Origin of the sequence: Rhodococcoides fascians A44A, from assembly GCF_000760735.1 — a bacterium.
Lineage (GTDB): Bacteria > Actinomycetota > Actinomycetes > Mycobacteriales > Mycobacteriaceae > Rhodococcoides > Rhodococcoides fascians_E.
On record NZ_JMEX01000005.1, the window covers coordinates 724,152 to 744,696 of the forward strand.

General features: G+C 65.1%; 20 protein-coding genes and 2 tRNA genes. 10 read left to right on the plus strand and 12 right to left on the minus strand.

Annotated elements, in window-relative coordinates; translation table 11 throughout:
• Window positions 1-6: 6 nt before the first annotated feature.
• Together BH95_RS07185 and BH95_RS07190 are read right to left on the minus strand one after the other, a co-directional pair.
• A complete protein-coding gene (locus tag BH95_RS07185) occupies window positions 7-699 on the minus strand; it encodes a uracil-DNA glycosylase (RefSeq protein ID WP_026347647.1) in 693 nt (230 codons plus the stop codon).
• Window positions 700-748: 49 nt separating this feature from the next.
• Window positions 749-1,864: a thiamine-phosphate kinase gene (locus BH95_RS07190; RefSeq protein WP_033189935.1), complete on the minus strand. Its 1,116-nt coding sequence runs from the start codon at window positions 1,862-1,864 to the stop codon at window positions 749-751.
• Window positions 1,865-1,911: 47 nt separating this feature from the next.
• On the opposite strand from BH95_RS07190, the gene BH95_RS07195 reads away from it, so the two are divergent.
• Window positions 1,912-2,148 (plus strand): Lrp/AsnC ligand binding domain-containing protein, encoded by a 237-nt coding sequence (locus BH95_RS07195; protein WP_020110330.1) that lies wholly within the window; start codon window positions 1,912-1,914, stop codon window positions 2,146-2,148.
• 34 nt (window positions 2,149-2,182) lie between these two features.
• Window positions 2,183-2,776, plus strand: coding sequence for a DUF3515 domain-containing protein (locus tag BH95_RS07200; RefSeq protein ID WP_037159787.1), 594 nt, complete (start codon window positions 2,183-2,185; stop codon window positions 2,774-2,776).
• Window positions 2,777-2,794: 18 nt separating this feature from the next.
• On the opposite strand, the gene BH95_RS07205 is transcribed toward BH95_RS07200, so the two are convergent.
• Both BH95_RS07205 and BH95_RS07210 read right to left on the minus strand, forming a co-directional pair.
• The gene (locus BH95_RS07205) at window positions 2,795-3,901 is read right to left on the minus strand and encodes a D-alanine--D-alanine ligase family protein (RefSeq protein WP_026347648.1); all 1,107 of its coding nucleotides are present in this window, start codon (window positions 3,899-3,901) and stop codon (window positions 2,795-2,797) included.
• A 58-nt stretch (window positions 3,902-3,959) separates the two neighbouring features.
• On the minus strand, window positions 3,960-4,958 hold the full coding sequence (locus BH95_RS07210; protein ID WP_019664292.1) for an NAD(P)H-dependent glycerol-3-phosphate dehydrogenase: 999 nt from the start codon (window positions 4,956-4,958) through the stop codon (window positions 3,960-3,962).
• Window positions 4,959-5,120: 162 nt separating this feature from the next.
• On the opposite strand from BH95_RS07210, the gene cofC reads away from it, so the two are divergent.
• From cofC to BH95_RS07225, 3 genes are all read left to right on the plus strand, one after another.
• Complete coding sequence (gene cofC / locus BH95_RS07215) at window positions 5,121-5,774, plus strand: 2-phospho-L-lactate guanylyltransferase (RefSeq protein ID WP_306436863.1); 654 nt, start codon at window positions 5,121-5,123, stop codon at window positions 5,772-5,774.
• 151 nt (window positions 5,775-5,925) lie between these two features.
• The gene (locus BH95_RS07220; RefSeq protein WP_371828049.1) at window positions 5,926-8,073 is read left to right on the plus strand and encodes an RNA degradosome polyphosphate kinase; all 2,148 of its coding nucleotides are present in this window, start codon (window positions 5,926-5,928) and stop codon (window positions 8,071-8,073) included.
• Window positions 8,073-9,008 (plus strand): NUDIX hydrolase, encoded by a 936-nt coding sequence (locus BH95_RS07225; RefSeq protein ID WP_020110333.1) that lies wholly within the window; start codon window positions 8,073-8,075, stop codon window positions 9,006-9,008. Before BH95_RS07220 ends, BH95_RS07225 begins: the two co-directional genes overlap by 1 nt.
• Window positions 9,009-9,153: 145 nt before the next feature.
• Here the strand turns inward: BH95_RS07225 and BH95_RS07230 are convergent, their stop codons facing one another.
• The 3 genes from BH95_RS07230 to leuC form a co-directional block, all read right to left on the minus strand.
• Window positions 9,154-9,852: an HU family DNA-binding protein gene (locus BH95_RS07230; RefSeq protein WP_019664298.1), complete on the minus strand. Its 699-nt coding sequence runs from the start codon at window positions 9,850-9,852 to the stop codon at window positions 9,154-9,156.
• Window positions 9,853-10,000: 148 nt separating this feature from the next.
• A complete protein-coding gene (gene leuD / locus BH95_RS07235) occupies window positions 10,001-10,618 on the minus strand; it encodes a 3-isopropylmalate dehydratase small subunit (protein WP_019664299.1) in 618 nt (205 codons plus the stop codon).
• Between the two features lie 69 nt (window positions 10,619-10,687).
• Window positions 10,688-12,130 (minus strand): 3-isopropylmalate dehydratase large subunit, encoded by a 1,443-nt coding sequence (leuC, locus tag BH95_RS07240; RefSeq protein ID WP_020110334.1) that lies wholly within the window; start codon window positions 12,128-12,130, stop codon window positions 10,688-10,690.
• Window positions 12,131-12,296: 166 nt separating this feature from the next.
• On the opposite strand from leuC, the gene BH95_RS07245 reads away from it, so the two are divergent.
• Genes BH95_RS07245 through BH95_RS29025 form a run of 3 tightly spaced genes read left to right on the plus strand, consistent with a single transcriptional unit; the run spans window position 12,297 to window position 13,786 of the window.
• On the plus strand, window positions 12,297-12,998 hold the full coding sequence (locus BH95_RS07245; protein ID WP_019664301.1) for an IclR family transcriptional regulator: 702 nt from the start codon (window positions 12,297-12,299) through the stop codon (window positions 12,996-12,998).
• A 58-nt stretch (window positions 12,999-13,056) separates the two neighbouring features.
• Entirely contained in the window at window positions 13,057-13,566 is a 510-nt protein-coding gene (locus BH95_RS07250; RefSeq protein ID WP_019664302.1) for a pyridoxamine 5'-phosphate oxidase family protein, read from the plus strand.
• 52 nt (window positions 13,567-13,618) lie between these two features.
• On the plus strand, window positions 13,619-13,786 hold the full coding sequence (locus BH95_RS29025; protein WP_020110335.1) for a DUF5302 domain-containing protein: 168 nt from the start codon (window positions 13,619-13,621) through the stop codon (window positions 13,784-13,786).
• A gap of 57 nt (window positions 13,787-13,843) precedes the next feature.
• Here BH95_RS29025 and BH95_RS07255 read toward each other — a convergent pair.
• Window positions 13,844-13,916: transfer RNA gene (locus tag BH95_RS07255), tRNA-Glu, on the minus strand.
• Between the two features lie 103 nt (window positions 13,917-14,019).
• Window positions 14,020-14,091 (minus strand) — tRNA-Gln (locus BH95_RS07260).
• Between the two features lie 206 nt (window positions 14,092-14,297).
• Here BH95_RS07260 and BH95_RS07265 point away from each other — a divergent pair.
• Window positions 14,298-15,845: a bifunctional 3'-5' exonuclease/DNA polymerase gene (locus BH95_RS07265; RefSeq protein WP_208601161.1), complete on the plus strand. Its 1,548-nt coding sequence runs from the start codon at window positions 14,298-14,300 to the stop codon at window positions 15,843-15,845.
• Here BH95_RS07265 and BH95_RS07270 read toward each other — a convergent pair.
• Genes BH95_RS07270 through BH95_RS07280 form a run of 3 tightly spaced genes read right to left on the minus strand, consistent with a single transcriptional unit; the run spans window position 15,812 to window position 19,104 of the window.
• Entirely contained in the window at window positions 15,812-16,792 is a 981-nt protein-coding gene (locus BH95_RS07270; protein WP_037181489.1) for a YihY/virulence factor BrkB family protein, read from the minus strand. The genes BH95_RS07265 and BH95_RS07270 overlap by 34 nt on opposite strands.
• Before the next feature lie 31 nt (window positions 16,793-16,823).
• On the minus strand, window positions 16,824-18,296 hold the full coding sequence (gltX, locus tag BH95_RS07275) for a glutamate--tRNA ligase (RefSeq protein WP_037181917.1): 1,473 nt from the start codon (window positions 18,294-18,296) through the stop codon (window positions 16,824-16,826).
• Window positions 18,297-18,330: 34 nt separating this feature from the next.
• Window positions 18,331-19,104 (minus strand): fumarylacetoacetate hydrolase family protein, encoded by a 774-nt coding sequence (locus BH95_RS07280; protein WP_026347653.1) that lies wholly within the window; start codon window positions 19,102-19,104, stop codon window positions 18,331-18,333.
• A 145-nt stretch (window positions 19,105-19,249) separates the two neighbouring features.
• On the opposite strand from BH95_RS07280, the gene BH95_RS07285 reads away from it, so the two are divergent.
• A complete protein-coding gene (locus tag BH95_RS07285) occupies window positions 19,250-20,449 on the plus strand; it encodes an MFS transporter (protein ID WP_037181492.1) in 1,200 nt (399 codons plus the stop codon).
• The last annotated feature ends 96 nt before the right edge of the window (window positions 20,450-20,545 follow it).

Sequence of the window (20,545 nt, forward strand, 5' to 3'; positions counted from 1 at the left end):
GCACCGTCACGGCAGCGCCCAGTCGATCGGCTCGTGTCCGGCTGCGTCGAGTATGTCGTTCACTCGGCTGAACGGCTTCGAGCCGAAGAAACCGCGGGAAGCGGACAGCGGAGACGGATGCACCGATTCGACGACGGGTGTGCGGCCGAGCATCGGCTTCAACGTAGCCGCATCTCGGCCCCACAGGACTGCGACCAGTCCGGCCGAGTCCTTCTTCTCCTCCCGTTCCACCAGCGCTCGTATTGCCTGCTCCGTCACAGGTTCCCAGCCCTTGCGGCGATGCGACGCCGCGGCACCCGGCTCGACCGTGAGCACACGGTTGAGCAACAACACTCCCTGATCTGCCCAGGGGGACAGATCACCACTGGTGGGAGTCGGCAGACCCAGATCTTCCGAGTACTCCTTGAAGATGTTGGCGAGACTTCGCGGTACCGGCCGAACATCCGGCGCCACCGAGAAGCTGAGCCCGACGGCATGTCCGGGCGTCGGGTACGGATCCTGGCCGACGATCAACACTCGAACGTGGTCGAAGGGTCGAGTGAAGGCCCGTAGAACGTTCTCACCGGACGGCAAGTACGAACGGCCGGCGTCCATTTCGTCTCGGAGCCACTGTCCCATGCGGGCGATGTCGTCCCGCACCGGATCGAGCGCTGCGGCCCATCCGGGGTCGACGAGGTCCTCGAGTGGCCGTGCTGTCATCGACATCTCCTGTTCTCGTGTGTCCCGCTGTGTCCTCCGTCGACGGGGGTCAGGCACCGAAGCTCGACCACCCGGCGGTGCCGGCGAACGGTACCCCGTCGACGGTGACGCGCTGAGTGGCCGAGCCGTCGGACCGTGCTGCACCGACGCGGCCGATCACCGTCCAGCCCGCCGGCACGGTAGCGGCGTCGGAGAACGTGGCCGCGAACGCGTGATCCTCACCGCCGCCGAGCACCCACGCCAATGCCGACGCTCCCAGTTCTTGTGCGGCGGAACGAAGATCGGCGCCGATGTCGAACGCGTGCGCATCCAGATCCATGGTGACCGACGACGCCACGGCGACATGCCCGAGGTCCGCGACGAGTCCGTCGGAGATGTCGGTGAGCGACGTGGCGCCGGCGAGTGCGGCCGTCCGACCCTGCTCGTAGTCGGGACTCGGCACCCGGTGTGACGACACGAGACCGTCGTGCCCCGATATCCCGGCGCGGATCACGTCCAGTCCGGCTGCCGACCGACCGAGATCGCCGACGACGGCGACGACGTCGCCGACGGATGCGCCGGACCGCAGCACAGCCGACCGACCTTCCAGATCTCCGAGCGCCGTGATGGATATCACCACATCGTTCGTTCGCACGAGATCGCCACCGATGATCGATGCACCCGCGCGCTGCGCCTCGCCCCACAAGCCACGGTAGAGGCCGTCCAACACAGCCACATCGGTGTCGGACGGGCATCCGAGGGCAACGAGAAAGCCTGTGCATCGTGCGCCCATCGCTGCGATGTCGGCAGCATTCTGGGCGATGGCCTTACGTCCGACGTGCTCCGGCGAGGACCAGTCGAGCCGAAAGTGCCTGCCCTCGACCAACATGTCCGTCGCCGCGACGACTCGGCCGTCGCTCGCGGTGACGATAGCGGCATCGTCGCCCGGTCCGAGGACGGTGTATGAGGACTGCGTCCACCCGGAGGTGATGCGGTCGATGACGCCGAATTCGCCGACGTCGGCAACAGTCGAACCGGGAGCGCCGGGTTCGGTACGGGATCCGATCGTCTTCCTCTTTTCCGTCTGCGCGGAGCACGGTTCGACACTGCGGTACCTTCTTACCGACCGGTGAGCGTCCAGAACAGGACGACATGCTCCGGCCGGACAGCACGCAATGTGATTCAACCGACCTTACCTTCGGGTGCGGCGGGGACGAAAGGAAAGGGCCGACCATGGTGCACGCCTTCATCCTGGTACAGACCGAAGTGGGACGTTCGGCTCTTGTGGCGGCTGCGCTTCGCGACGTCCGCGGGGTCGAGTCCGCGGAGGCCGTTCTCGGCCCGTACGACGTCGTGGTCCGTGTCGCAGCCGAGAACGACAGCACACTCGCAGTCGTCGTCGGCGAGATCCAGAAGGCCGACGCGATCACGCGGACGCTGACCTGCCAGATCGCGGACACCCCCGCCTGAGCGCGGGCACCGCCAGGAAGTCACACTCGAAACGATGACCAGCGAACCGAATTCGATCGAACCCCCTTCCACGGACACCGATACGCCCGAGCAGCGACGCCACCCGGCCGTGATCACGACCGCCGTCGCGCTACCGGTCGCGCTGCTGATCGGCGTGATAGTCGCGGCCGTGACCGTCTCCGGCTCGTCGACTCGTCCGCCGGAAGCATTGGGGCCGGTCGACGCCCCGTCCGCCGAGAGCGCCGACTGCACCGCGGTGCTCGATGCTCTCCCCGATTCGCTGGGCGATTACGCCCGCGCCGAGCTGGTCGATCCGGCACCGGTCGGCGCCAGGGCATGGGCACCGGACGACGACGTGTCCGAGCCGATCGTGTTGCGCTGCGGACTCCCCCGCCCGCTCGGGTTCGACGTCGCGTCGTCGTTGCAGGTGATCAACGGGGTGCAGTGGTTCGAGGTCTCCGGCGCGGACTCCGGTCTCGATGCGAGCACCTGGTACACCGTCGACCGTCCGGTGTACGTGGCGCTGACGGTTCCCGGCGGCTCCGGACCGACGCCGCTCCAGGACGCGTCGGACGCGATTTCCTCGGCCTTGCCCCAAACGCCGCTGGACCCGGCGCCCCTCGAGTGACGCGTCGGATCTCGATCGTCAGCGCAGGCCCGTTCCTCGGGCCTGCGCGGTCTCGATGAGGGTGTCGATCAACGCCGTGTAGTCCAGCCCGGTGGCGCCCCACATCTTGGGGAACATCGATATCGACGTGAATCCGGGCATGGTGTTGATCTCGTTGATGACCGGTCCGTCGTCGGTGACGAAGAGGTCGACGCGCGCGAGTCCTTGGCAGTCGAGCGCACGGAACGAATCCACGGCGATCCGGCGGATCTCGTTACTCGTCTCCTCGGAAAGCACTGCGGGGACGTCGAATTCGCACACATCGTCGAGGTATTTGCTGTCGAAGTCGTAGAACGAGTGATCGTCGGCCGGTGCGTCCGGCAACCGGATCTCGGCGACCACACTCGCGCGCACAGTGCCGTCGGGGAATTCGAGAACTCCACATTCGACCTCGCGACCGGTGATGGCGCCTTCCACGATCACCTTCGGGTCGTGGGAGCGGGCGTGAGCGATCGCGTCGGCGAGTTGATCCCAAGAGGTGATCCGCGTGATGCCGATCGACGAGCCTCCGCGGGCGGGCTTCACGAACGCAGGCAACCCGATGTAGTCGCGCTGCTCGGGAGTCGCGGTGTCGTCGCCGCGCCGCAGCACGATCTGCCGTCCGACGGGCAATCCGTCGGCCGCCAGTAGTTTCTTGGTGAATTCCTTGTCCATCCCGGCCGCACTCGCGAGCACGCCCGGGCCGACGTAGGGAACTCCGGCGAGTTCGAGGAGGCCCTGGATGGTGCCGTCCTCGCCGTAGGCGCCGTGGAGAAGTGGGAACACCACGTCGACCGACGACAGCACGGCTCCGGCGTCGTCGGCGTCGAGGGAGAGCAGGTCGCCCGCGCGCGACGGGTCCGTCGACAGAGCGAGCGCGCGGGAATTCCGGTCCACGCTCGGCAGAACCCGGCCGTGAATGGCCAGTTCTTCGAGGTCGGACGGACCGAGAACCCAGGCGCCCTCCGACGTGATCCCGACGGGCACCACGTCGTAGCGCTCCCGATCGATGTGCCGGAGGACACTTCCTGCGGAGACGCAGGACACCGCGTGCTCGTTGCTTCGTCCGCCGAACACCACGGCGACTCTGGTACGCGTTTGACTCACGGTCATCCACCGTACCGTCCGCGCATTTCAGTGCGTGGACCCTCACATGCTTTGCGCGCTATTCGGGCTTGATACGACGTCCGAGCAGATGACCGACGGCGTCGGGAACGGACAGTCCCGCATGGCAGACGCGGTGAACGGCATCGGTCAGCGGCATCTCGACGTCGTAGCTCTCGGCGAGGGCGCGCACCGACGTACACGATTTCACGCCCTCGGCGACCTGACCGTGTGCCGCCTCCTGAGCACTCTCCATCGACCCGCCCGCACCGAGCCGCTCACCGAAGGTGCGGTTCCGCGACAGAGTCGACGAGCACGTCGCGACGAGATCTCCTACGCCCGCGAGCCCGGCGAGGGTTGCGGGTTTCGCGCCCAGCGCGGTTCCGAGTCTGATGATCTCCGCAAGGCCCCTCGTCATGATCGACGCGAGCGTGTTCTCGCCGTACCCGACTCCGCTGGCCATGCCACAGGCGAGTGCGATGACGTTCTTGCATGCCCCACCGATTTCGCATCCGATCACGTCGGTATTGGTGTAAGGGCGGAAATAACCTGTGGCACATGCCTTCTGAACTTCGAGGGCGCGGCGCGAATCGGAGCATGCGATGACGGTTGCCGCGGGTTGACCCTCCGCGATGGGGCGCGCGAGGTTCGGCCCGGACAGCGATGCGATACGGCTCGGATCCGCTCCCGTGACCTGAGCGATGACCTGGCTCATCCGCAGGAGAGTGCCGGTCTCGATCCCCTTGGCCAACGAGAGCAACGTGGCCTGCGCGGGTATCGCGTCCGTCCAGTCCTGGAGATTGGCGCGCAACGACTGCGACGGAACTGCGAGAACGACGATGTCGGCGCCGTCGAGTGCACGCGCGGGATCACTGGTGGCAGTGATGTTCTCGGGAAGCCTGATGTCGGGGAGGTAGTCGGAGTTGACGTGTTCGGACGCGATCGTGTCCGCGAGTTCGGACCGCCTCGCCCACATCGTCACGTCGGTTCCGGCGTCCGCCAGCACCTTCGCGTATGCGGTCCCCCAAGACCCTGAACCGAGTACCGCTGCTCTCGTCATCGCTGGCCACCTTCTTGATCCGTTTCGGAACGTCTCGATCACACTCGTGCGGCCCGCGCGCGCCGCCGCCTCACACTAACGTCCGGTCGTTGCCCGCGTAGTTCGATCGCGCCGGAGAGGTCGAACGGCCTCGCTGCCGGTGACGCTGGCAGGATCGAGGTCATGAGTAGCGCGCACGTGGTGATTGCAGTCAAGGATCTGGCCGCAGCCAAGACCCGCTTGGCCGATGCATTCGCCGACGCCGACCGCGCCCGTCTGGTCGTTGCGATGTTTCGAGACACCGTCGTCGCAGCCCGGGCAGTCGATCAGGTCGCTGCCGTCACCGTGGTCACTCCCGATCCATCCATCGCCGACGCCGCCCGGAGTCTCGGCGCACGGGTCGTCGGTGAACCGTGCGATCAGGATCCGCTCGATTCGGTGGCACGACTCAACTCCGCGTTCGAGGCAGCAGCTTCCCTGGTGCGTCAGGAGGGGAAGGACGACATCATCGCGCTGCAGGCCGATCTGCCTGCCTTGCGCACGTCCGAACTCGCCGAGGCGTACATGATGTCCTCGGGTCATTCCCGGTCGGTGGTCAGCGACCACCACGGCACGGGAACCGCCGCGTTGATCGTCGACGGTGCCGCGACCGATTTCAGTCCGCTCTTCGGCCCGGCGTCCGCGAAGCGACATCTGGAATCGGGTGCTTTCGATCTGACCGGGGTGTGGCCGGGGCTTCGACTCGATGTCGACACGATCGACGACGTCCGGGCCGCGCACCGACTCGGTGTCGGTCCTGCGACCGGTGAGGTACTGCGTTCGCTCGGCTGGAACTAGATTCGTCGGCCGCTCGTTCCTTCCACGAGATTCGCCGATCCGAGTTTCACCCGACACCGCAATAAGGGATGATCGAGCCGTGAGCAACAGCGAAACCGAGACCGACGCAGCCTCCCCGTCAGGGCAACCATCCGGTACCGAGGAGCGCCCGGTGGTTCCACCGCCGGCGACCTCGCCCTCGGGCAGCCCGGCGGCGTTGCCCGCAGCCACCGAGCCGCATGCCCCGAACGCCAAGGATTCGCTTCCCGAGAACCGTTACCTGAACCGCGAATTGAGTTGGCTGGACTTCAATTCGCGTGTTCTCGCTCTCGCCGAGGATTCGTCGCTCCCGTTGCTGGAACGCGCGAAGTTCCTGGCGATCTTCGCATCGAATCTGGACGAGTTCTACATGGTTCGTGTTGCGGGGCTCAAGCGTCGCGACGAGACGGGCTTGTCCGTCCGTTCCGCCGACGGCCTCACTCCTCGCGAGCAACTGGCTCTCATCGGCGAACGCACTCAGGAGTTGGCGCGCCGACACGCGCGTGTCCTTCTCGATTCGATCCTGCCGGAGCTCACATCGGTGGGGATCGAGATCATCCGCTGGTCCGACCTCGACGCGGACGAGCGTGAACGCCTGTCCACATACTTCCACGAGCAGGTCTTCCCCGTCCTCACACCGCTGGCCGTCGACCCGGCGCACCCGTTCCCCTACATCAGCGGGCTCAGCCTCAATCTGGCTGTCACGGTGAAGGATTACGCAACGTCGGGTGAACACTTCGCGCGCGTCAAGGTCCCCGACAACGTGGACCGCTTCGTTCGCGTCCGACGCGGTGACGGCGGCCAGAGCGTGGACGCCTTCCTGTCCATGGAAGAGGTCATCTCCGCTCACCTCGACGTTCTCTTCCCGGGCATGGACGTGGTGGAGAGTCACGCGTTCCGCATCACGCGCAACGCGGATTTCGAGGTCGAGGAAGATCGCGACGAGGATCTGCTCCAAGCATTGGAACGCGAGCTGGCTCGTCGTCGGTTCGGCTCACCGGTGCGCCTCGAGATCGCCGACGACATGACCGAGCACATGCTCGAACTTCTGCTGCGTGAACTCGACGTCGACCCCGGCGACGTGATTCAGGTGCCGGGCCTGCTCGACCTGTCCTGCCTGTGGCAGGTGTACGGCGTGGATCGGCCCAACCTGAAGGACGCACCGTTCGTTCCGGCGACGCACCCCGCCTTCGGCGAGCGCGAGACTCCGAAGAGCGTGTTCTCCACGCTGCGCGACGGCGACGTGCTGGTGCATCACCCGTACGATTCGTTCTCCACGAGCGTTCAGCGCTTCATCGAGCAGGCCGCGGCCGACCCTCAGGTCCTGGCGATCAAGCAGACTCTGTATCGCACGTCCGGTGATTCACCGATCGTCAACGCTCTGGTCGACGCCGCGGGTGCGGGCAAGCAGGTCGTCGCGCTGGTGGAGATCAAGGCCCGATTCGACGAGCAGGCGAACATCGAATGGGCACGCAAGCTCGAGAAAGCGGGCGTCCATGTCGTCTACGGTCTCGTCGGCCTGAAGACACACTGCAAGACGTGCCTCGTGGTGCGGCGCGAAGGCTCGGTCATTCGTCGCTACTGCCACATCGGAACCGGAAACTACAATCCGAAGACTGCCCGGATCTACGAGGACGTCGGCTTGTTGACCTCCTCCCCGGAGATCGGCGCCGACCTGACGGATCTGTTCAATTCGTTGACCGGCTACTCACGGAAGACCAGTTACCGCAACCTTCTCGTCGCACCGTACGGGGTTCGCCGTGGAATCATCGAGCGAATCGAAGCGGAGGTGGAGCACCACCGCAACGGACGTGACTCCGGAATCAGGCTGAAGGCCAACGCCTTGGTCGACGAGCAGGTGATCGACGCGTTGTATCGAGCATCGGCGGCCGGTGTCCCCGTGCACGTCGTCGTCCGAGGGATCTGCGCGTTGAAGCCGGGAGTACCGGGGCTCAGCGAGAACATCGAAGTCCGTTCCATTCTCGGTCGATTCCTCGAACACTCGCGTGTCCTGCATTTCCGGGGTTCCGACGAATTCTGGATCGGCAGTGCGGACATGATGCACCGCAATCTCGATCGACGGGTGGAAGTGATGGCTCAGGTGAAGGATCCACGCCTCACCGCTCAGCTGAACGAGATCTTCGAATCCGCTCTCGACCCGACGACACGATGCTGGATCCTCCGCCCCGACGGCGGATGGGCAGCGTCACCGGCACAGGGCGAGACCGTCCGCGAGCACCAGGTGGAATCCATGCGACGCCGGCGGAATCAAGGCTCCTGATGTCGGGTTCCGACAACTCGTTGCGCGCCAACATCTTCGCTGCGGGCGCGGTTCTGTGGCGTCACACACCCAACCGCGCCGGCGAGATCTCCGTCGCACTGGTCCACCGTCCCAAGTACGACGACTGGTCGTTCCCCAAGGGCAAGCTCGACCCGGGTGAGACGACGGTCGGCGCGGCGGTGCGAGAAGTGGCGGAGGAGACCGGATTCGACGTACGCCTCGGTCGCTACCTCTCGAAGGTCACCTACCCGATTCCCGGTCACCGCAAGTTGAAGAAGGTGGACTACTGGGCGGCCGAGGCCATCGGAGGCGAGTTCGAACCGAACTCCGAGGTCGACGAACTTCGCTGGGTCACCCCGTCCGACGCGGCGGACCAGTTGTCGTATCCGATGGATCACAAGATCCTTCGTCGTTTCCTCAAGCAGCCGGCGGACACCGACACCGTGCTGCTGGTTCGTCATGCCAAGGCCGGTCGACGATCACGATATCGAGGAGACGATGCACTTCGCCCGCTCGATGCCGTCGGAGAGACACAGGCTGCGGCGCTCGTGCCGTTGTTGTCCGCGTTCGGAGCCGACAAGTTCCACGCGGCGAATCGTCGGCGCTGTGTATCGACGATTCAAGCCTCGGCGGACGAGAAGGGAGAGCAGATAACCCTCGAACCGCTGCTGTCCGAGGAGGGCTACTGGGCCGAGTTGCACGATGCTCGTCGCCGCGCGGTCGCCATCTCCGCTCTCGGTGGCGTCCGCACCATCTGCAGCCAAGGGAAAGTCATCCCGGATCTGCTGCAGTGGTGGGCGGACAGGGACGGTGTCGCACTACCGCCCAACCGTAATCGCAAGGGCAGTGTGTGGGTTCTGTCGTTCCACGACGGCACGATGATCGCCGCGGATCACCTTGCGAGTCCGCTGCCGGTCATTCCCGCGGACGGTTGATGTTCGCCGACAGTTGATGTTCGCCGACGGTTGATGTTCGCCGACGGTCGACAGAGCGCACGACGAGGGCCCCGGACGTGTCGTACGTCCGGGGCCCTTACCGATCCGCGAGAGTACTGCTGTGCGAGATCTCTGCTGTGCGAGATTACTTGCGTGCGGTGCGCTTTGCCGGAGCCTTCTTGGCCGCGGTCTTCTTTGCTGCAGTCTTGGCCGGAGCCTTCTTGGCTGCTGCAGCGGTGGTCTTCTTCGCTGCAGTCTTGGCCGGAGCCTTCTTGGCTGCTGCCGCAGTGGTGGTCTTCTTCGCTGCGGTCTTGGCCGGAGCCTTCTTGGCCGCAGCAGTGGTCTTGCGAGCAGTCGTCTTCGCCGGAGCTGCCTTCTTGGCGGGAGCTGCTGCCTTGCGCGCAGTCGTCTTGGCCGGAGCTGCCTTCTTGGCGGCGGCGGTCGTCTTACGAGCGGTGGTCTTGACGGCCGCCTTCTTGGCTGCGGTCTTCTTTGCTGCCGCAGTCTTCTTGGCGGGCGCGGACGCCGAGCCGCGCTTGACGGCAGGTCCGGTGGCGGGGAGCTTCTGTCCACCGGCGATGACTGCCTTGAACTGAGCACCCGGGCGGAATGCCGGGACGTTCGTCGGCTTCACGCGGACGGTCTCGCCGGTACGGGGGTTACGAGCCACGCGGGCTGCGCGACGCCGCTGTTCGAACACACCGAATCCGGTGATGGTCACGCTCTCGCCACGGTGAACCGCGCGCACGATGGTGTCGACGATGTTCTCGACAGCCTCTGTGGCGCTCCTCCTGTCAGACCCCAACTTCTCGGTCAGGGCGTCAATCAGCTCTGCCTTGTTCATGGATTTCCTCCGCAATATTGTGGCCCATCGTCGGACCGACTACTACAACGGTAAACCCCAAGGCGTCAAGAGTCTATGAGCCACGCCAATTCTCATCCGGCGTGGCGGAAAGATTCACGGGCTCAATGCGTGTCGAAGGCCGTTTTCGCTACCCCTCGGACGGCTCCTCGATGCGCGCCGGGAGGGTTGTCGGTTTCCATGAAGGCCTTGACTTTTCATACTCGGCAATGGCCTCTACCTGGCGTAATGTCAATCCGATGTCGTCGAGACCCTCGAGCAGACGCCATCTCGTGTAGTCGTCAATGGCGAAGCGCACCACCAAGGTTCCAGCGGTCACCGTCTTCGATTCCAGGTCGACGAGAATTTCCAATCCCGGCTGCTCTTCGAGTGCTTTCCAGATCAATTCGACGTCACTTTGGTCGACTTCGGCGGCGAGCAGACCGGCCTTGCCCGCGTTGCCGCGGAAGATATCGGCGAACCGCGACGCGATCACGACCCGAAATCCGAAGTCCGATAGCGCCCACACCGCGTGCTCGCGGGACGACCCCGTTCCGAAGTCGGGTCCGGCAACCAGGACCGAGCCCTTGTCGTACGGGGCGACGTTGAGCACGAAGTCCGGATCGTTGCGCCATGCCGAGAACAGACCGTCCTCGAACCCGGTGCGAGTCACACGTTTCAGGTACACGGCAGGAATGATCTGATCCGTGTCCACGTTCGAGCGACGCAGCGGGACGCCGATTCCTTTGTGGCGGGTGAAGGGTTCCATCGAAAAATCTCCTAAGAAGTACAGGTTTCGGAAAGACTTGATCGGGCGACGCCGGTTCAGGCTCCGGAGCTAGGGGCTGCTGGGCGCGTCCACGAGATCGGCGGGCGACGACAGAGTTCCGCGCACCGCGGTGGCAGCGGCCACCAACGGTGAGACGAGGTGCGTCCGGCTTCCCTTGCCCTGACGGCCTTCGAAGTTTCGGTTCGAGGTCGATGCCGACCGCTCCCCCACAGCAAGCTGATCCGGGTTCATTCCCAGACACATCGAGCACCCGGCCTGACGCCACTCCGCTCCCGCTGCCGTGAAAATGTCGCCCAGTCCCTCTTTCTCGGCCTGCGCACGAACGCGCATCGACCCGGGGACGATCAGCATCCGAACACTGTCGGCGACCTTCCGGCCTTCCAGAACCTCGGCCACGGCGCGCAGGTCCTCGATACGCCCGTTGGTGCACGAGCCGACGAACACCGTATCCACCGCTACCTCACGCAACGGCGTACCCGCCTCGAGTCCCATGTACTGCAAGGCTTTCTCGGCAGCGACCTTCTCGCTCTCGTCGACGATGTCGGCGGGATCGGGCACCCGCTCGCCGAGAGGGGCACCCTGACCGGGGTTGGTTCCCCACGTGACGAACGGCGTGAGCGTCGAGGCGTCGATGTGCACTTCGTTGTCGAACACGGCGTCGGGGTCGGTCTTCAACTCTTCCCATGCTGCAACCGCGGCATCCCAGTCCTCGCCCTGCGGCGCATGGGGGCGTCCCTTGATGTACTCGTAGGTGATCTCGTCGGGGGCGATCATTCCGGCGCGCGCCCCCGCCTCGATCGACATGTTGCAGATGGTCATTCGAGCCTCCATCGACAACTTCCTGATGGCTTCGCCGCGGTACTCGAGCACGTACCCCTGGCCGCCACCGGTTCCGATCTTGGCGATGACCGCGAGGATGAGGTCCTTGCTCGTCACTCCGGGCGCCAGGTCACCGTCGACCGTGATGGCCATCGTCTTGAACGGACGAAGCGACAGCGTCTGCGTCGCCATCACGTGTTCGACCTCGCTGGTGCCGATTCCCATCGCGATGGATCCGAACGCACCGTGCGTGGAAGTGTGACTGTCTCCGCACACCACCGTCATTCCCGGCTGCGTCAATCCCAACTGGGGGCCGATGATGTGGACGATGCCCTGATCCAGGTCGCCCATGGGGTACAGGCGAACACCGAACTCCTCGCAGTTCCGCCGCAGCGTGTCCACCTGAGTGCGCGACACGACGTCCGCGATCGGAGCGAAGATGTCCGCCGTGGGGACGTTGTGGTCCTCGGTGGCGATCGTCAGATCGGGCCGACGCAGTGGACGGTCGGCCAACCGCAGACCGTCGAATGCCTGAGGGCTGGTGACTTCGTGGATCAGGTGGAGATCGATGAAGATCAGATCGGGCTCGCGCGAGGCACCCTCGCCTCCGCCCCGAACCACTACGTGCTGATCCCACACCTTTTCCGCCAGGGTGCGTGCTGTGCCGGCCATAAGAACACCAACCATTCCTCGTGTGCGTCGCGCCGGTGGACTACGGGCTGGCCCACGTCGCGTGTACGGTGCCGAGACGTAGCGCGGCGACCCGAATCCCCGACGGACGGATCCGCGAGGCGACCCAGAATCGTGATCTCATAATGCGAGACGCTAGTATCGACCTATGGGACAGCATAGCGGCATCGGCGTTCTCGACAAAGCAATGGGTGTCTTGTACGCAGTCGCGGAGGAACCGTGCACGTTGAACGATCTGTGCACCCGCACCGGCCTTCCGAGAGCGACAGCGCACCGTCTGGCTGTCGGCCTCGAGATCCATCGGTTGCTGGCGCGCGATTCCAACGGACTGTGGCGGCCGGGCCCAGGCCTCGCCGAACTCGCATCGACCGCGTCGGACACCCTGGTCGAGGCCGCGGCCTCGGTCCTGCCCCGGCTCCGCGAGATCACCGGAGAAAGCGTCCAGATCTTTCGCTGCGAGGGCACGGTTCGCGTGTGCGTCGCGTCGATGGAACCCCCGACCGGGCTTCGAGACACCGTCCTCGTCGGTGCGCGTCTTCCGATGACGGCCGGCTCGGGTGCCAAAGTCCTACTGGCGTGGGCCGATACGAACACCCAACGAGCAATCCTTCCCGACGCCGAGTTCGGTGAACGAGTCCTCGCCGAGGTTCGGCGACGCGGGTGGGCCCAGAGCGCCGGGGAACGCGAGCCCGGCGTGGCCAGCGTGGCCGCACCCGTTCGCGATGCGACGGGCAATGTCGTTGCAGCAGTGTCGGTCTCGGGACCGATCGACAGAATCGGACGCCGCCCCGGTGTGCGGTGGGCCGCCGACCTCCTGGCCGCTGCCGAAGCCTTGCACAAGAGACTCTGAGCGCGCGCCTGCCCGGAAGCACCGCGGGCGCGGCACCGACTCTGATAGAGAAGACGGCGTGGGAATCAACCAGCGCGCACAGATAACGATGACCGACGACGAGATCGCGACATTTCTGGACAGAAGCCGAATCGCGAACCTTGCGACCATCGGCCGCGACGGAACGCCTCACCTCGTCGCGATGTGGTACGCCCTCGTCGACGGCGAAATATGGTTCGAGACCAAAGCGAAATCGCAGAAGGCCGTCAACCTACGGCGAGATGCGCGGGTCACCGTACTGATCGAGGACGGCTTGACCTACGACGCGTTGCGCGGAGTCTCCATCGAGGGACGGGCGGAGATCGTCGACGACGCCGACGCGGTCGCCAAGGTCGGAATCAGCGTGTGGGAGCGCTACACCGGCCCGTACAGCGACGAGGTCCGCCCCCTCGTCGACCAGATGATGAACAAACGCATCGCGGTCCGGGTCGTCGCCGACAGGACCAGGTCGTGGGACCACCGCAAGCTCGGCCTCCCGGCGATGCCTCCGGGTGGTACGACGGCGGAGTTCCTGTCGAAAATCGAGTGAAACGCGAGCGTCGGGTGCGGTACGTTGCCTTCACCCTGTGTGAGGAGCGATCATGACCGAACCGACCAACGACGATCTGAAGAAGAAATTCCGCGAAGCGCTCGACAAGAAGAACCACCGTGCGACGCAGTCCGTCGACCACAAGGACGGCACGTCCAAGGTGAACAACGCTCACGGACCCGCCGATCATCAGAAGATGTTCCGACGTAAGAGCGTGTAGATCGACCGAAAACGAAAATGGGCTCCCATCGCGAACGATGGGAGCCCATTTTCTACGTAGCCCCGACGGGATTCGAACCCGCGCTACCGCCTTGAGAGGGCGGCGTCCTAGGCCGCTAGACGACGGGGCCAGGAACTTGCACTGTACTTCTGGTAAATATTCTTGCTCTTCCGAAGAAGCTCGACAAGCTTAACCGGAAGGCGCTCGGCGACCAAATCGCTTCCGAACGCTTGCTGGGGTACCAGGACTCGAACCTAGAATGGCGGTACCAGAAACCGCTGTGTTGCCAATTACACCATACCCCAATGACCTTCACCGTGATCCACATCAGCTGCTGTGTGCACCGCGTTTCGAGCCGGGATAGAGACTATCAAAGGACACCGGTGTTTCTCCAAATCGCCAGGTCAAACGGTCCGCAAGCACCGGGTGAACCCGTCGGACAACCCCGATGGAGCCGCCGACCGGCGGCTGGCGCAGACTTTCACTCGATGAGAACAACGAACCACAGCCGGTGAGGGTCGTCGTCGCCCCGACGGGCAATTCGACCGTGCTCGTCGAACTCGCCGACGACGGGACACCGGCGGGACCTCCCACCGAACTCGTCGACGCAGTCGACACCATCGCTCGGCTCGAGACCGACCGACATCCGCGATGGGTCTGGGAGAGTACGGCCCGCACCTATCCCACGCTGCTGCGGGCAGGGGTTCGCGTCGACCGGTGTCACGATCTGTCTCTCACCGAGGCGCTGTTTCGAATGCGGCAGGGCGAGCTCTACGTTCCCCAGGCCGCAGTATCGGACGACGAGTCGACCCTGTTCGACGCATACCGTTATCCCACCGTCGATTCCGTCGTCGCCTGGTATCGAGACCACGAATCTCGAATCGGAGACTCACGTCGGCTACGCCTGCTGACGGCCGCCGAATCCGCGGGCGCACTCGCCGCGGCCGAGATGTCCTACACCGGACTGCCGTTCTCGAGCTCGATGCACGAGGCCCACCTCCGCCAAGCACTCGGTCCACGGCCGGCCGACGGCGACAGACCTGCCGAGATGCTCGCACTGGAGGACGAGATCAGCGACGCGTTCGGCCGACGCGTGAACCCGAACTCGCCGCCCGAGGTCCTCGCCGCGTTCGCGCGAGCAGGTGTCGAGGTGACCTCGACGCGCGCCCATGTGCTCCGGACCGTCGACCATCCCGCGGTTGCTCTCCTGCTGCGACATCGAGACCTGGCCAAACTGTTCAGCACCAACGGATGGTCGTGGGCGGACACCTGGGTGCGCGACAACCGGTTTCGTCCGGTCTACGTACCGGGTGGCGTCGTGTCCGGGCGCTGGGCGAGCCGGGGCGGCGGAGCGCTCCAGATTCCCAAGCCGCTGCGCGGTAGCGTCGTTGCCGACCCTGGACACGTACTCGTCATCGCCGACGCCGGGCAATTGGAGCCCCGGATTCTCGCGGCGCTGTCCGGAGACCCGAACATGATCGACGCAGCGGGAGCGGACGATCTGTACGCGCCGGTCGCCGCTGCGGCTTTCGCCGGGGATCGCGCCAAGGCCAAGGTAGCCGTTCTCGGAGTCCTGTACGGGGCGACAGCCGGCGAAGCCCGGTCGCTGCTCGCCATGCTGCGCAGGCGGTTCCCCGTCGCGGTGGAGTACGTGGAACGCGCCGCCCGGGCGGGTGAGCGCGGGGAAATCGTGCACTCGCACCTCGGACGCGCGTGCCCTCCCCCGACCCCGGAGTGGTACGCCCACGGTGACGCACACGCGCGAGGACGATTCACGCGCAATTTCGTCGTGCAGGCCACCGCGTCGGAGTGGGCCCTGTGTCTGCTGGCCGATCTGCGCCGTCGGTTGGCGGACGACCCAGGGTCGGGCGAATTGGTGTTCTTCCAACACGACGAGGTGGTCGTGCACACACGGCACCCCGAGCGCGCGACGGATCACGTCGTGGCGGCCTCGGACACGGCAACCAGACTTCTGTTCGGAGACACGCCGGTTCGATTCCCTCTCGATCTCGCCGCCCGGGAATGCTACGCGGAGCCGGACTTCTCGTCACCCGCGTGATCGTTGCCCCGGGGGCCGTCGAACGTCACCTCGATCTCCTCGAACCCCTTGCTTCGCTGCGCCTCTGCCTGCCCGGTGTAGGTCAACCTGTCCCCCTCGGTCAGCTGGACGTCGTCGGTGAACGGTGTGAGAAGTGCACGGGGGTAGAGCTTGTCGACTCTGACCACGTTGATCTCGACGGCGATGACGACGAGAACCGCCGCGATGTACATGAACGCGAGCACACCCAGGACAACTGCAAACACACCGTTGGTGACCGACGCCCGCGACACGACGTACTTGATGTAGACGCCGCCGAACGTCTGCAGCAGCTGCCAGATCACCCCGGCGACGATCGCACCGGGCAGCACGTCGGTCAGTGACAACGAGCGCGCCGTGGCCAGACGGAATGCGACGACGAACACCCCGACATTGAGCACCAGCACGGCCCCGAGCACGACGACGCCGCTGATTCGGCCGAAGTATCCTGCCGAACTGGCGACGTTGACTGCCGTGATCGCCAGTACAGCAACGCCGACGGTACTCAGTAGCGCCAGACCACGCACTCGAGCGAAGATCGGATCGGGACGAAGGTTCTTCGGCACGGCCCAGGCCGTGTTCATGGCGTTCTGAACCGCGACGGCCACCCCCAGTCCGCCGTAGAGCGAGCCGAGCACACCCACCACCAAGCCGAGTGTTCCGCCACCGATCCGTTCTGGTTCACCGACGTCCCGTCCGATGATCGGAATCTGGCTGAGAGCGGAGTCGAGGATCTGCTGCTGCAACTCCGGATTGCCCGCCAGCACGATTCCCAGAATCGTCGACGCGAGCAGCAACAGCGGAAACAGCGACACGAACGCGTAGTACGCGATCAACGCAGCGAGGTAGCCGCCCTGATCGTCGACGAACTTGTAGATAACGGCAAGCGGGAAACCCAGGACCGGATGTCTGCGTTGCATCCGGTCCATCCGCGCGGTGACGCTCACCGGAGCATGTCGGTCAACCGACCGTTGCCCGCGCTGCAGCGAGCCTGGCCAGAGTTTTCTCGCGCCCGAGCAGTTCCATCGACTCGTACAGCGGAGGGCTGATGTGCGAGCCGGTCAGCGCGACGCGCACCGGAGCGAACGCCTTGCGCGGTTTCAGCTCCAGACCGTCGATGAGGGCAGATTTCAGCGACTCCTCGAGGTCGGCCGTCCGCCATTCCGGCAGGGCCGTCAACGCTGCGATCGTCGCATCGAGCACCGGACCGGCGTCGGCGGCGAGGTTCTTCGCGGCAGCCGCGGGGTCGATGTCGAAATCGGCGTCGGCAACGTAGAGGAACTTCAGCAATCCCCACGCATCCGACAACACGACGATTCGGGTCTGCACGAGGTCCGCCGCGACGGCGAACTGCGCCTCGTCGATCTCGGCGGGCAGGTGCCCCTGCTCGGTGAGGAAGGCGCGGAGCCGCGCCGCGAAATCGGCAGGCTCCAACAGCCGAATGTGCTCGGCGTTGATCGCGTCGGCCTTCTTCTGATCGAATCGGGCCGGGTTGGAATTGACCTTCGAGATGTCGAACGCGGCCACCATCTCGTCCAGCGAGAACACGTCGTGGTCGTCGGAGATGCCCCAACCGAGCAGGGCGAGGTAGTTGAGCAGGCCCTCGGGCAGGAATCCGCGGTCGCGATGAATGAACAGGTTCGACTCGGGATCGCGCTTGGACAGTTTCTTGTTGCCCTGCCCCATCACGAACGGTAGGTGACCGAACTCGGGGGCCTTCTCCGCTACCCCGATGCGGACCAACGCCTCGTACAACGCCAGCTGACGCGGCGTCGAGGACAGCAGATCCTCGCCGCGCAACACGTGGGTGATCTTCATCGACGCGTCGTCGACCGGATTGACCAAGGTGTACAAAGGGATTCCGTTTCCGCGCGTGAGCGCGAAGTCAGGCACGGTACCGGCCTTGAAGGCGGTTTCCCCGCGCACGAGGTCCACCCAGGACAGGTCGTGACTCGGCATCCGAAGCCGCACAACAGGTTTACGCCCCTCGTCGAGAAAAGCCTGTTTCTGCTCCGCGGTGAGGTCTCGGTCGAAGTTGTCGTACCCCAGCTTCGGATCCCGGCCCGCCGCCTTGTGCCGCGCCTCGACTTCCTCGGGCGTGGAGAAGCTCTCGTACGCGTCGCCGGCGTCGAGCAACTGTTGCACGACGCCGAGATGCAGATCCCTGCGCTGCGACTGACGGTATGGCTCGTACGGACCGCCCACCTCGGGGCCCTCGTCCCAGCTCAGACCGAGCCAGCGCAGTGCGTCGAGGATTGCCGCGTAGGACTCCTCGGAATCGCGGGCCGCGTCGGTGTCCTCGATCCGGAAGACGAACTTCCCACCGTGATGACGTGCGTACGCCCAGTTGAACAGCGCGGTTCGAATCAGGCCGACGTGGGGCGTGCCCGTCGGCGACGGGCAGAATCGGACGCGTACTTCGGTGGAGGTCATGTTCTCGCTCACGTTCGATCGGTGGTGTGGTTCTCTAGTTCTTCGCTGCGACGGGGTTGGTCAGAGTTCCGATGCCCTCGACCGTGATCGACACGGACTGGCCGGCCGTGATCGGCCCGACGCCCTCCGGAGTGCCGGTGAGGATCACGTCACCCGGCAACAACGTCATGACTGCCGAGACCCATTCGATGATCTTCGGAATGTCGTGCAGCAGCAGCGACGTCCGGCTGCGCTGTTTCACCTCGCCGTCGACCTCGGTCTTGATCTCCACGTCCGACGCGTCGAGCGACGTCTCGATCCACGGGCCGAGCGGGCAGAACGTGTCGTGGCCCTTGGCCCTCGTCCACTGACCGTCCTGGCGCTGGTGATCGCGCGCCGACACGTCGTTCGCGACGGTGTATCCGAGCACCACATCGAGAGCCTTCGCCGCCGGCACATCCTTGCACGGCCGACCGATGACCACCGCGAGCTCGCCCTCGTAGTGCACCTCGTCGGATGTCGGAGGCAGGACGATCGGCGCGCCGGGCCCGACGATGGAGGTGTTGGGCTTGATGAAGATGACCGGAGACTCCGGAGCCTGGCCACCCATCTCGGCTGCGTGGGCAGCGTAGTTCTTGCCGATGGCGATGACCTTGCTCGCCAGAATCGGCGCCAGGAGACGAACATCGGCCAGGGGCCACGAACGACCGGTGAAGGTCGGTGTGCCGAAAGGATGTTCGGCGATTTCCTTCGCCGTCTGCTGGTCACCTTCCCCTTCGATACTCACGAATGCCACACCATCAGGACTTGCAATTCGACCGAGACGCATGTCGAAAGTCTATCGACCCACCTTCGAGCCCTCGGCACGCCCGTCCGATCCCGACCGGACAGCAGGTGTAGCATCGTCTTTCGAGTTCACGATGCAAGACAAAAATTCCACATGATGGGATTTACACAGTGAGACGGCTACGCGAATGACGACTACCGAAGACACGACACACACCGCCGGTGCCCGCAAATGGGTCATGCTCGCACTTGGAATGCTCGCTCAGACCTCCGGTGCTGTATTCATCAACGGCGCAGCATTTCTCATCCCGTCGCTCCACGAAGATCGCGGGTTGAGCCTCGCCGCAGCCGGACTCGTCGTGGCCATGCCGACGGTCGGAATCATGCTGACACTCATCGCCTGGGGTGTTCTCGTGGACAGGATCGGCGAAAAGCTGGTGCTCGCCATCGGGCTTGCCCTCACCGCGGCGGCCAGCTTCGCCGCCGTGTTCACGACGTCGGTCGTCGTTCTCGGTCTGTGCCTGCTCCTGGGTGGAATGGCTGCCGCGAGCGCCAACAGCGCCTCGGGGCGCGTCGTCGTCGGTTGGTTCCCGCCGGCACGGCGCGGACTGGCCATGGGAATCCGGCAGATGTCCGTTCCACTGGGCGTCGCCATCGGTGCACTGCTCATCCCACCGATCGCACGCGATCACGGCGTCGGTGCTGCTCTCCTCGTACCCGCGATCATCTGCGCCGTCACGGCAATCGCCTGCGTAGGCATCATCGACCCACCGCGGCCCGACCGCGCAGCCGCGGAACGAGCAGGTCTGCTGGCCAACCCGTACCGCACCAGCAGCCAACTGTGGCGCATCCACTCGACGTCGATTCTACTCGTCGTCCCTCAGTACGTCGTGTGGACCTACGCTCTGGTGTGGTTGATGTCGGACCGAGGGTGGTCCGCCGCATCCGCGGGCATCCTCGTCACCCTGACGCAGATTCTCGGCGCCTTCGGACGCATCGGCGTCGGCGCACTGTCGGACACACTCGGGAGCCGCATGCGACCGCTCCGGTGGGTCGCCGTGTCCACGACGGTGACCATGGTGGTCCTGGCGGTCACCGACTGGTTCGACTCCCCGGTGTCCATCGCGGTGATGGTGATCGCGTCGGTCGTCACCGTCGCGCCGAACGGCCTGGCGTTCACGGCAGTCGCCGAAGTCTCCGGCCCGTACTGGAGCGGACGCGCTCTCGGCGCTCAGAACACCGGACAATTCATCGCCGCGTCCATGGTTCCGCCCGCATTCGGCGCACTCGCGGCCATCAGCTTCCCCCTGGCGTTCGCCGTGTCCTCGGTATTCCCCGCCCTCGCCGTTCCGGTCATCCCCGACGACCAGCAATCGCCGGACACCTAGAACCGAACGTGCCGTCCCCCCCATTTTCGGAGCGAAAGTGCCGTTCGGTCAGTCTGACTGACCGAACGGCACTTTCGCTCCGAAGACAGGGGGCAA